Source organism: Microcystis sp. M165S2 (genome assembly GCF_020245885.1).
Classification (GTDB): Bacteria; Cyanobacteriota; Cyanobacteriia; order Cyanobacteriales; family Microcystaceae; genus Microcystis.
In genome coordinates, this window is the sequence record NZ_JADBTZ010000005.1 from 1 (window position 1) to 12,659 (window position 12,659).

At 42.7% G+C, this 12,659-nt stretch carries 8 protein-coding genes; 6 read left to right on the forward strand and 2 right to left on the reverse strand.

All coding sequences use genetic code 11. The annotated features are described in order from the left end of the window. Positions 1-190 precede the first annotated feature (190 nt). Positions 191-1,945 (forward strand): CHAT domain-containing protein, encoded by a 1,755-nt coding sequence (locus IM479_RS00170; RefSeq protein WP_287686904.1) that lies wholly within the window; start codon positions 191-193, stop codon positions 1,943-1,945. 311 nt (positions 1,946-2,256) lie between these two features. Here the strand turns inward: IM479_RS00170 and IM479_RS00175 are convergent, their stop codons facing one another. Continuing rightward, positions 2,257-3,444: a glycosyltransferase gene (locus tag IM479_RS00175; protein WP_287686906.1), complete on the reverse strand. Its 1,188-nt coding sequence runs from the start codon at positions 3,442-3,444 to the stop codon at positions 2,257-2,259. A gap of 151 nt (positions 3,445-3,595) precedes the next feature. Between IM479_RS00175 and IM479_RS00180 the strand changes: the two genes are divergently transcribed. The 5 genes from IM479_RS00180 (at position 3,596) to IM479_RS00200 (ending at position 10,871) form a co-directional block, all read left to right on the forward strand. Further along, positions 3,596-4,819, forward strand: coding sequence for an NAD(P)/FAD-dependent oxidoreductase (locus IM479_RS00180; protein WP_287686908.1), 1,224 nt, complete (start codon positions 3,596-3,598; stop codon positions 4,817-4,819). Between the two features lie 30 nt (positions 4,820-4,849). Then, positions 4,850-6,064, forward strand: a complete 1,215-nt coding sequence (locus IM479_RS00185; protein ID WP_287686910.1) for an S-layer homology domain-containing protein — start codon at positions 4,850-4,852, stop codon at positions 6,062-6,064. A 183-nt stretch (positions 6,065-6,247) separates the two neighbouring features. After that, on the forward strand, positions 6,248-8,467 hold the full coding sequence (locus IM479_RS00190) for a heavy metal translocating P-type ATPase (RefSeq protein ID WP_287686911.1): 2,220 nt from the start codon (positions 6,248-6,250) through the stop codon (positions 8,465-8,467). A gap of 90 nt (positions 8,468-8,557) precedes the next feature. Next, positions 8,558-9,607, forward strand: coding sequence for a uroporphyrinogen decarboxylase (hemE, locus tag IM479_RS00195; protein WP_287686912.1), 1,050 nt, complete (start codon positions 8,558-8,560; stop codon positions 9,605-9,607). A 322-nt stretch (positions 9,608-9,929) separates the two neighbouring features. After that, a complete protein-coding gene (locus IM479_RS00200) occupies positions 9,930-10,871 on the forward strand; it encodes an NAD-dependent epimerase/dehydratase family protein (protein WP_287686914.1) in 942 nt (313 codons plus the stop codon). Positions 10,872-10,878: 7 nt separating this feature from the next. Here IM479_RS00200 and IM479_RS00205 read toward each other — a convergent pair whose 3' ends face one another. After that, positions 10,879-12,606 (reverse strand): ABC transporter ATP-binding protein, encoded by a 1,728-nt coding sequence (locus IM479_RS00205; RefSeq protein ID WP_286824328.1) that lies wholly within the window; start codon positions 12,604-12,606, stop codon positions 10,879-10,881. Positions 12,607-12,659: the final 53 nt, after the last annotated feature.

The following is a 12,659-nucleotide window of genomic DNA, read 5'->3' on the forward strand; positions in this document are numbered from 1 at the left end:
ACCTTGACAACAGATAGTAGGGGGTTTCGTTCAGAAAAGACTTCAAATTCGGCCTTGAACGAGTAAAACTTTCTAGGAAATAAGGTGGAACATGAGATTTTTTCGACTTGTTCAAAGTGGCCGGAGGGCATTCGGACACTGAAAACGGACGTGGAGAAAGTGTCAGACTTAAGCAATTAAGCGTTTTTCGGTGAAGCGTCAACCCCATTCAGCGACCACCCTAAAAAAGTGGCGTGGTGAGGAATCGCCGTCCGTTTTACGGCGGCGAGGATGTCAAGAAAACCTAATCCAAGCGGCCGTTAAGCAAGGCGACCTCTCCCTGGCGCTGCGAACCGTTGAACGTTCCCGCTCCAAACGCCTTGCCGACCTAATCGCCATCAGCGACCTCTACGCCGATGGGCGCATCCCCCCAGAAATACAAGCCTGGTATCAGCAACTTCAGGACAGCCGCCGCAGCAAATCCCAACTCGCTCAAGACCGTCCTGAACTGTCCAAAGACGATAAACCATCTTTGACCCCTGCACTAAGCCGCAACACCCGCGCTAGCTTTGCCTCTGAACAACTCCTCGCCGCCGAAGCCGCTGAACGTCAAGCCTGGGAAGCTCTCTACCGCTTTGATGCCATTACCGCCCAACTTCAGCAACCCCAACCCCAACCTCGCCTTGATGAGTTAATGGCGCTGCTCCCCTCTCCCCAGACTGCCCTCCTCAGCTTCTACACCACCGCCACCCATACCCACATCTTTGTCCTGCGTCGCCCCTCCCGGGATGGCGGGGAATCGGTCAACTGCCACACTATTCCCAATCCCCCAGAGTCCGCCAACGACCTGCAAAACTGGCTGGTCGAAAACTGGACTATCCCCTACATTGCGATTAATCAAGCAGAGACCGCCCAATCCCGCCAGCAGCGTCGGGATGAGTGGCACCAAGCTATGGCCGCTCGTCTGCAAGAATTGGCAACCCGCCTGCAATTCGATACCCTCATCCAACAGCACCTCCAGGGCATCACTGACTTAATCCTGATTCCCCACCTCTTTCTGCACCAAATTCCCTTCGACCTTCTACCCACCGCCGAAGGCAAACTACTGGGCGATCGCTTTCGCCTTCAGTTTGTCCCCAGTACCAAAATTCTGGGACTGTGCCAAGAGCGATCGCAACCCACTCCCGACACCCTGGGGATTGTGGAAAACACCACAGAGGATTTGCCCTATACTCCCCTAGAGTGTGAGTGGGTCGCCCAAACCTGGAATGTGCCTCGCCAACGGCGGCTACAGGGGCGCACTGTCACCCCCGACTCTTATCTGCAACTGCTCAAACAAGTGCAAGCCCTACTTTCCAGCCACCACGCCACCAGTCGCCCCGATGATCCTCTCAACTCCCACCTCGTCCTAGACGGGGAGCAAAAAGTCACCTTGCGGGATTTAATTAGTCCCTCGTGGCGCTTTCCGGAATTGTCGGAAGTGTTTCTCTCCTGTTGTGAAACTGGTCTCAGTTTTGCCAGTTTCCGAGATGAGGAAGGAAACCTGCGACGGGAATTACTGGACGAACCCCTCAGTTTAGGTACAGGCTTTCTGCTGGGGGGCGCTCGAAGTGTGATCAGTAGTCATTGGGCGGTGGCTGACCTAGCCACAACGCTATTTTCGCGGGAGTACCATCGCGCACGGCGGGCCGGAGAGGAACGCTTAACGGCTCTACATCAGGCTCGCCAAGCGTTGCGGGAGACTTGCCAAAAAGACTGGCGGGACCGTTTGACAGTCGATTATCAGCAGGCTTTCCAGACTTGGCAACAACTGCGCCGCGCCCAAGACCCCAACACCGATGCTGCTGGGGCCAATTATCAAAAAATCAGCGAATTGATCAAGTGGCTTGACAATTTTGCTCCCGACGCAGTGCCTTTTCAGGATTATCGTTACTGGGGGGCGTTTTACTGTCTTGGACTTCCTTAAATTAGGAATTATTTCCTTGTTGCAAGTAAAATGTAGGGTGCGTTAGACGGCGATAATCTCTGCTTAAACTTAAATCTAACAATCCGTCGTAACGCACCCTACCTATCATTAATTTAAGTTTATTATAACATATAATTAATTTGCAAGAGTTCTTATCTATCATTAATTTATTTGATGCGTTACGCTATCAAAGAGCGCACCCTACTACTAATTATTGTACTTTAAAAGGATAATGCCGGGTTTTTAAAGGTTCCAATTTTAACAGGTCAAAAGCCTTATTTTAAAAGGGTTTTACCATTATTCAGCAATCCCTAATTAGGATAAACTCGCCCTTTCCAACCTCCCCCTTGACCGCGCCAATAACGCAGGGCAGAATCGACAGTCATTACACTATAAAAGAGGGCAATTAGGGGTAAAGTTAAAGCCCGCAGGGGCGATAATTTATATAGTCTTAAAGTCGGGCTATAGGAAAGGGCTATTAGTAATAAGGTGATGGTGCTAATTATCATAATTGATGTTTGTTTTAAGACCAATCCCCAGATTAAGCCCAAGGGGGCGGCTAAATAGGTTAAAAACATCCCGAAAATTGTCCCGATTAACCAAAGTGTTGAGTAATTAAGTTGTGTAAAGGCGGTGCGGGCTACCATATTCCAAATGCTGGCTAAATCGGGATAGGGACGGAGACTATAGGTGCTTTCTGTTAATCCTAACCAGATGGATTTCTCAGGATTTTCGGGGTGATTTTGTAGATATTTTTTAACTGCGATCGCCAAAGAACAATCATCAATTAAAGCTTGTTTAAGAATCTCAATACCGCCAATTTTTTCTAGGATATCTCGGCGAATTAAAATGCAGCCCCCAGCGGCGGCTGCTATCGGGGAATTAGGGTTATTAACTAGGGGAAAAGGATAGAGTTTCTCGAAGAAAAAAACAAAAGCAGGAATGAGGAATTTTTCCCAAAAACTGTCACAGTTTAGCAGCACCATCAGGGAAACTAAAGCTTGTTTTTCTTGTACTGCTTTAGTGACTAATTGGGTTAAATTATCTGCTGCGTGGGCAATATCAGCATCGGTGAACAGAAAATAATCGGGAGCGAATTTCTCGGTAGCCTCTGTTATTCCCTGTTTCATTGCCCATAATTTACCCGTCCATCCTATCTCTAAAGGTTGTCCAGAAATAATAGTTATCTGGTCAGATTTATGAGATTGATCAGCAATTTTTTGAGCAACTTTCCCCGTACCATCACTGCTTTGATCGTCAATTAAAATAATCGAAAATTCTCCTTGATAATCTTGGTTAAAGAGGGAAGTTAAACTGATAGGTAAAACGTCGGCTTCGTTTCGTGCGGGGATAATTGCCGAGACTTTTGGATAATTTGTTAAAGGAGAAGTGACAGGATTAATTTTTTGGTTAGATAGCCAAAATTGTCCCCTGGCTAAGATTAAATATAACCAAATTATTAGCGATAGGAAAGTAACTAAGAATAATAAAAATGTCATAAGCTAGTCGGCTTTCGATGAGGGAATAGGGAACAGGTCAAAAAGAGTATCAAATTTAGATGCACAACAGTTTCATAAGTTTGGGGTTTAACAGAGGGCGATTTAGGGTAAAATAGAAGCAAGTTAGCAAGATTAGGCGAGGCAGTAAATCATGGATTATGATGTCGTAATTATTGGGGGGGGACCGGCGGGAGGTCACTGTGGTAGATTATTAAGTGAAAAAGGTTATCGTGTTCTTTTGGTGGAACAACATTCTAGTTGGCAAGATAATAACTTTTCTAGTGCCGCTTCTCCCCTAGAAATTTTAGAACAATTCAATCTCCCCGAAACCGTAGTGGCTAGGTTTTGGAAAAATATCGAAATTATCTCCACTAGCATACATCATTTTTGGTCATCACCGCAACCTTTAGGGGTAGTTTTTGATTTTGCCAAATTGCGAGAGTTTTTAGCCACAGAAGTGCTGCGTTGGGGGGGAGAAGTTCGTTTAGGCTGTCGTTATCTGAAATATCAACAGATGGAGGATAAGCTAACTGTTTTCTTGAAATCAAAAGGAGAGGAAATCGAGACAGTTACTACTCGTTTATTAGTTGATGCCACGGGATACGCTAGAGCAGTTATGTATAAACATAGACGAGAAAAACCTGATTTTTTAAAAGCAGTGGGCATTGAATATTTAATTACAGTACCAGAACAATTTTATCAAAAATATCAAGATAATTTAGTATTTTTTCTCGGTCATAAATGGAGTCCTAAAGGTTATGCTTGGATTTTTCCTATGGATAATCAGCAATTAAAAATAGGAGCCGCTTGGTTAGAGGGAGAACATCCTTATATTTCTGAAGTTAAGTCTTTAAAAAGTTATATTATCCAGATACTCAAAGACTACATAAAGTTAGATAATTACGAGCTAGTAGAGCAACACGGTTCCATCGTGGAATATTCCTCTGGACTGCAAGATATTTACTATAAAAAACCAAATATTATCGCCATAGGTGATGCAGTTTCAACTATCAATGCTTTAGGAGGGGAGGGAATTAGACACGCTATGAAAGGAGCCGAAATTGCTTGTCAATACATGGAAGAATATTTACAGGGAAAATCGAGTAGTTTTACCCCTTATCAACAGCGGATGCAAGAATATTTTCAACCAAAATGGAATTTATCCGATCGCCTCAGTCGCAAAGTTTATTTAGAATATAGTGATGCGCGTATCGATCAAGGAGTATCCTATCTCAAGTATCTTGCCACACAGGATATAATCGACATTTTATTTTACTACAAATTTGAAAAATACACAAAAGGGTTAGGAGGATTTCTACTGGGTAAATTACGTCAATGGTGGCACAAAATTTTCCCTAGTCAAAACCCCGAATAAATAAGCTAGGATAAAGCTAAGGAAACAATATTGGTAAAGACCGTGAGTAAGTTTATTCGCTACAGTACAATTATCACCCTGCTGGGCATTTTAGCAGCCTGTAGTGGCAATCCTGACCTAGAAAATCGTCTGGCTGCTGATCCTAATCTACAAACAAATCCCATACCGGAAAACTCTCCTAATAACAAGCAATTACCCGCAAATTTTCCCGCAGAAATTCCTCGATATAGTCAATCAGAATTATTATCCGTGCAGACAAATCCTGATAATACTGGTGGACAAACCCGTTGGCAATCCAACGATCCCAGCAATGCGATCGAGGCTTTTTATCAACAGGAATTAGTTAATAATAATTGGGAAATTATCACTCCCTTTTCTGGGGAAGGAGTCAATAGTACCCTAACGGCCCGTCGAGATAATTTAGAATTAACTATCACCATAACTGCCACTTCTCCCAATACCCAATATAGCCTCGATTATCGTCCAATAGGAACCCCAATTGTGTCCCCTAGTCCCTCCCCTAGTCCCTCCCCTATTTCTTCCCCCTTACCCAATCTTAATCCCACCAGTTTTAACGATCTCGAATCCTTACCTAATCCCTTAAAGAGCCACATTCAAGACTTAGCTAGATTAGGAGTATTAACAGGCAATAACAATCAGTTTAACCCTAATGATACAATAAAGCGCCGAGAATTTGCCCGCTGGTTGTTACAGGCTAATAATGCCATTTATGCCAATGTAGCGGGTAAACAAATCCGTTTAGCTACTCCCAATAGTTCCCCCGCTTTTAGTGATGTGAAAAATAACGATTCCGATTATATTTATATTCAAGGATTAGCGGAAGCGGGGTTAATTCCTTCTCCTTTAACGGGAGATAGTAGCACCCTTTTATTCCGTCCCAATGCTCCTTTAACCCGGGAAGATTTAATCGCGTGGAAAGTGCCATTAGATATCAGAAAAGCTTTACCGAGCGCCAATCTTGATACGATTAAAAATACTTGGGGTTTTCAGGATACTAATAAAATTAACCCGCAGCTGGTGCGCGCTCTTTATGCCGATTTTCAAAATGCTGAACAAGCTAATATTCGGCGAGTTTTTGGTTTTACTACCCTATTTCAGCCAAAAAGACCAGTAACTCGCGCTGAAGCTGCCGCTGCTTTATGGTATTTTGGTTTTCAGGGTGATGGTGTTTCCGCTGCCGATGCTTTGCAGGGTCAAGATACACAACAGAGTGGGGTTAATTGAAATTTGTCCACAAAAATTAAGGGTGTGTTAGGAAAATATAAGCACTCTTTTTGACATTTCTTCATATCTATTCAGAAAAATTAACAAAGAATTCTTGACCCTGCAGCTGGGGTAATATTTTATCCTAAAGATATAACTCTGCTGCAGGGGATTTTGTTGCTGACTTTCGCTGCTATTAAAATTATGACCCATCAAACTCTCAAACTCGCCGGGATGAGTTGCGCTGGTTGTGCTGATTCGATCGAACGGATAATTAAATCTATCCCCGGAGTGATTCGATGTCAAGTTAATTTTGGCATGGAACAGGTGGATGTGGACTATGATCCCAAGCGTACCGATCTTAACACTATTCAAGCAAAAGTTAGGGATGCCGGTTTCCAAGCTACACCGATAACGGAAATTAATCTCGAATCCAGGCCAGAAAAAGAACTTCTCACCAAACTATCGATCGCTATTGTTATTAGTATTATACTTTTTATCGGTTCTTTGCCGATGATGACGGGTTTATCTCTATCTTTTATTCCCCACTGGTTACACGCTCCCTTATTACAATTAATTCTCGCTACTCCCGTCCAATTTTGGTGCGGTCAAAGTTTTTATAAAAATGCTTGGAAAGCCTTTAAAAATCGCACTGCCACCATGGACACTTTAGTAGTTTTGGGAACCAGTGCCGCCTATTTTTATTCCTTGTTTTCAACCTTCGGGAGCGATTTTATCGAAAAACAGGGGTTTGATTCCCATGTCTATTACGAAGCATCAGCTATCGTCATTACTCTGATTTTACTCGGTCGTTTCCTCGAAAAACGTGCCAGAAAAGAAACGGCCGCCGCTATTAAACAATTAATGAGATTACAGGCAAAAACTGCTAGGGTGATTAGGGAAGAACAGACGCTAGATCTACCGATCGAAGAGGTTAAAGTAGGAGATATAATTTTAGTGCGTCCGGGGGAAAAAATTCCCGTCGATGGCATAATTATCCAAGGCAGTTCTAGCATTGATGAATCGATGGTGACGGGGGAAAGTTTACCCGTGCGAAAAACCGTCAATCAACAGGTAATCGGAGCGACAATTAATAAAACCGGTAGCCTACAAATGCAAGCGTTACGAGTGGGAAAAGATACGGTTTTAGCTCAGATTGTCCGATTAGTGCAAACCGCGCAAGCATCAAAAGCACCTATACAAAGATTAGCCGATCGAGTGACCGCTTATTTTGTGCCGGTGGTGATGATTATTGCGGTAATAACTTTCTTGTTTTGGATTCTCCGCACGGGTAATCTCACCCTCGCTTTGATTACAATGGTGGAAGTCTTAATTATCGCTTGTCCCTGTGCCCTAGGATTAGCTACACCCACCTCGATTATGGTGGGAACAGGACAGGGAGCAAAACAGGGAATTTTAATTAAAAATGCCGAAAGTTTAGAATTAGCTCATGGCATTACTACTATTGTTCTCGATAAAACGGGAACTCTCACCCAGGGTAAACCAACGGTGACGGACTTCTTGACTCGCGAAGGGGTGGGGGATGGACGGGAATTATCGCTGCTGCAGTTAGTCGTATCGGTGGAGAATCATTCTGAACACCCGTTAGGAGAAGCAATAGTTAAATATGGGCAGTTAAACCAGATTAAAACCCTAGAAGTAAGCGAATTTGACTCAATAACTGGGTCAGGGGTGCAGGGAAAAGTCGGGTCGGATTTAGTGCAAATCGCTACACAACAATGGTTAGAAAGTCAAGGGATTGAAACAAAAGTTCTTAAAAAAGTCGCCCACGATTGGGAATGGCAGAAAAAAACCGTGGTTTGGATAGCGGTTAACGGGCATTTAGAGGGGTTGCTCGCCATTTCCGACGTTTTAAAACCTTTTTCTTCTTCAGTGGTCGCCAAGCTCAAAAAAATGGGCTTAGAGGTGATGATGATGACGGGGGACAACCTCGAAACCGCAGAAGCGATCGCCAGCGAGTTGGGTATCCGGCGCTTTTTTGCCGCACTCCGTCCCCAACAAAAAGCCGAAAAAATCGAATATTTGCAGAAAAAAGGGAAAATTGTCGCCATGGTTGGAGATGGCATCAATGATGCGATCGCATTGGCGCAAGCGGACTTAGGTATTGCCATTGGCACGGGGACCGATGTAGCGATCGCCGCTAGTGATATAACCTTAATTTCGGGAGATTTACAGGGAATTGTGACTGCTATTGAGTTAAGTCGGGCAACAATGGCAAATATCAAAGAAAATCTCTTTTTTGCTTTTATTTATAACCTGATTGCCATTCCCATCGCTGCCGGAGTCCTCTATCCTTTTCTGCTCAATCCGATTATTGCCGGTGCTGCCATGGCTTTAAGTTCCCTTTCCGTGGTGATGAATGCTTTACGATTGCGTCGAGTTCATCCCAGGGTGGGGGGATAACTTTCGTTAACAATTCTTTAGGAAAAACTAGAAAAATTAGCTGTACGGGGGATGATACCGTAGAAAAGGCAATAGAATAATCATCGTGATATGACTGACTCCCCTGAAATACCTTATTTATTACGCGCTGCCAAAGGAGAAATCTTACCCCGTCCTCCCGTGTGGATGATGAGACAAGCAGGACGTTATATGCAGATTTATCGAGAATTGCGGGATAAATACCCCAGTTTTCGGGAAAGATCGGAAAATGCAGATCTAGCGATCGAAATCTCCCTGCAACCTTGGCGTGCTTTTCAACCGGATGGGGTGATCATGTTCTCCGATATTCTCACTCCCCTAGCGGGAATCGGTATTCCCTTTGATATTATCGAAAGTAAGGGGCCGATTATCGATTCTCCCATTCGTACTCAAGCGCAGGTGGACCAACTTAATCCCCTCGATCCCGATCAGTCTTTACCTTTTATCAAAACGATTTTAAAAACCCTACGTCAAGAGGTGGGAAACAAATCCACTGTCCTCGGTTTTGTCGGAGCGCCTTGGACTTTAGCAGCCTATGCAGTGGAAGGGAAAGGTTCTAAAAGTTATTCTGTGATTAAAGGGATGGCTTTTTCGGAACCTTCGGTACTACACCAATTTTTAGATAAATTAGCGGATATGATCGCCACCTATGTCCGTTATCAAATTGATTGTGGGGCGCAAGTGGTACAAATGTTCGATTCTTGGGCGGGTCAATTAACTCCCCAAGATTACGATGTTTTTGCCTTACCCTATCAACAAAAAGTAGTTCGTTTGGTGAAAGAAACCCATCCCGATACACCGTTAATTCTCTACATTAGTGGCAGCGCTGGCGTTTTGGAAAGAATGGCTAAATCGGGGGTTGATATTATTAGCGTCGATTGGACCGTGGATCTGGCGGAAGCGAGACAGCGTTTAGGTAAATCGATGATGGTTCAAGGTAATATCGATCCGGGGGTTTTATTCGGTTCCCAGTCTTTTATTCGCGAGCGGATTATTGATACTATTCGTAAAGCAGGTAATCAAGGTCATATTCTTAATTTAGGTCATGGTGTTTTGGTGGGAACTCCTGAAGATAACGTGCGTTTCTTCTTTGAAACCGCTAAAGGATTTAGTTATCAATAAAGTTACTCAGGGAACAGGTAATGGGGAAATTGGGAAATTGGGAAATGGGGGAATGGGAAAATGGGGAAATGGGGAAATGGGGGAATTCAACTAAAACCCTAAAACCCTAAAACCCTAAGTACCTAAGCAAAATTAATTACACATATCTAACCCCCTCCTTGCCTCTTGTCTCTTGCCTTTTGCCTTTCTTCACTAAGAAATTTATTTTGCACGACTACTTAAAACCCCAAAACCCTAAAACCCTAAAACCCCAACACACAACACCCTTTTTGACTTTTTACTTTCAAACTGTCCCCTAAATTCTGCTGGATCAATTAAAATAATGAAAAAAATATTTCTAACGGGTGTGAGTGGCTGTATTGGGCATTATATCGCCGAGATTTTACTGGAAAATCCCGACTATGAATTATATTTTTTATTGCGTAATCCAGAGAAGTTAAAATTTACTTACCAAGGGCGATCAAATGTTCATATACTTTTAGGCGATATGCAAAATATTGGGGTATATGCTGATCTTTTAAAAACAATGAATAGGGCGATTTTAATCGCTACCAGTTGGGGAGGAGAGGAGGAAAGTTATCAGATTAATGTGGTAAAAACCCTGGAATTAATTAGTTATTTAGATGCTCAAATCTGCGATAAAGTCCTCTACTTTTCTACTGCCAGCATTCTCAATCAAAATAATCAACCTTTGCCCGAAGCTGGGGAAATAGGAACTAATTATATCCGCACTAAATATATTTGTTATAGTAAATTTGCTGACCTAGAAATTGCCGATAAAATTATCACTTTATACCCCACTTTTGTCTTAGGTGGTGACGAAAATAAACCCTATTCTCATATCTATGGCGGTTTACCGGATGTGTTGAAATATATCGGTTTAGTGCGTTGGTTTCAAGCTGATGGCAGTTTTCATTTTATCCATGCCAAAGATATAGCTCAAGTGGTGAATTATTTAATCGAAAATCCCGCACCAGAAAGCAAAATTGTCCTAGGCAATCAACGCACAACAGCTAACCAAGCAGTGGAGGAAATCTGTACTTATTTAAACAAAAAAATCTATTTTCGCATTTCTTTATCTTTAACCATTGCTAACTTTTTTATCAAAGTTTTTAACTTGCAGATGGAACCATGGGATCGTTTTGCGATGAATTATCGTCACTTCACCCACTTTAAAACCTATACTCCTGCTGATTTTGGTTTAAAAAACTATTGTTCCACCCTTGATGATGTTTTAGCCTTGCGAGGAATTCCCCGAGGTTGATCATAGACTAATCTTGAAATTGTCTAGCATGAAATTGAGCGTAACGACCATTAAGATTTAATAACTCCTCGTGATTACCCACCTCGATAATTTCACCCTTTTCTAAGACTAAAATACGGTTAGCTTTTCTGACAGTTGCTAATCGGTGAGCAATAACAAATACCGTGCGCTCAGTCATAATTCTTTCTAAAGCTTCCTGCACTAAAGCTTCCGATTCCGAATCGAGCGCGGAAGTCGCTTCATCTAAGATTAAAATTCTCGGATTAGATAAAACTGCTCGCGCGATGGCGATTCTTTGTCTTTGTCCACCCGATAAATTAACACCCCTTTCTCCCACATAGGTATAGTAACCCTGGGAAAGTTCACCGATAAATTGATGAGCGTTGGCAATTTTTGCCGCTTTTTCCACCTCTTGCAGATTAAAATCTCCCTGGCCAAAAGCGATATTTTGGGCTATAGTGCCAGAAAAGAGAATATTTTCCTGTAAAACTACGCCAATTTGTCGCCGGAGACTTTTTAAAGTCACATCACGAATATCCACCCCATCGATTAAAATCTTGCCGGAAGTGGGGTCATAAAAACGCAATAAAAGATTAACTAAAGTGGTTTTTCCCGCTCCCGATGCTCCCACTAAAGCAATCATTTCCCCAGCGTGTGCAGTAAAATTAATATTTTTTAAAACCTGTCTGTCCTCATTGTAAGAAAAATTTACTTGACAATATTCAACTTCTTTGCTGTGGGGTTGCAGATTGATCGCATTCGGTTTTTCGGTAATTGTTGGCAAAATAGCTAACAATTCAAAAATCCGATCCATGGAGGCTTGACCCTGTTTAAATTGATTATAATTACTGGTAATATGGGCGATGGGATCGATTAACATTGCCACCGCTGCCACATAACTAACAAAGTCAATTCCAGTTAAATTCTTTTGGGAAATTTGCCAACCAGCGAGAAAGAATAAAAAGATGACACCGAGAGCTTGTAAGAATCCCACCACGACGTATTGTAAAGCTTTGGTGGATTCTGATAGGTATTGAGCGCGGCGATTTTCCTCCGCTTCTTGGGCAAAAAGCTCGGTTTGATAATCTTCAGCAGCGAAAGCTTGCACCACACGAATACCGCTAAAAACTTCGGTTAATAACGCAGAAATATTAGATATTTTCGCTTGGGCGCGACGAGCGTATTGTAATAATTTTTCGCCAAAAAATCCCACCAAAACCCCTAACAAAGGAGCGATAATAATGACGGCGATCGTCAATTGCCAGTTAACAATAAACATATAGGCAAAGACGACAATTAACTGCAAAGCTGAGGGAATAAAATCATGGAAAAATTTGTTAATTACTTCCCCAATGCGATCAATATCTTCCGTTAAACGATAGGATAAATCACCAGTTTTTGCCGTTTCAAAGTAATTTAAGCCGAGGGTTTGCAGGTGTGCATAAACTTTTTTTCTCAATTCTAGGGCAATTTTTAAAGAAGCTTTTGCCATCAGGGAATCTTGCCCATACTGAGACATTCCCCGCAGTAAAAAAACCACTGCCCCCACCCCCGAAAGTGTCGCCAATGCTTGCACATTTCCCTCGCCGATATATCTGGCCATTTGTCCGGCTAACCAAGCTAAAATCGGCCAAAATACCGTAAATCCGATCGTACAGATAAACGCCAAAATAATTGTTTGGGTTTGGGGACGGAGATAGGGAATAAGATTCCAATAACTAGAGCGAGATTTCAAAATAATTTATGGACTTAAGGGGTTAATCGGGGGGTAGAGACGTTTGTAGTCCA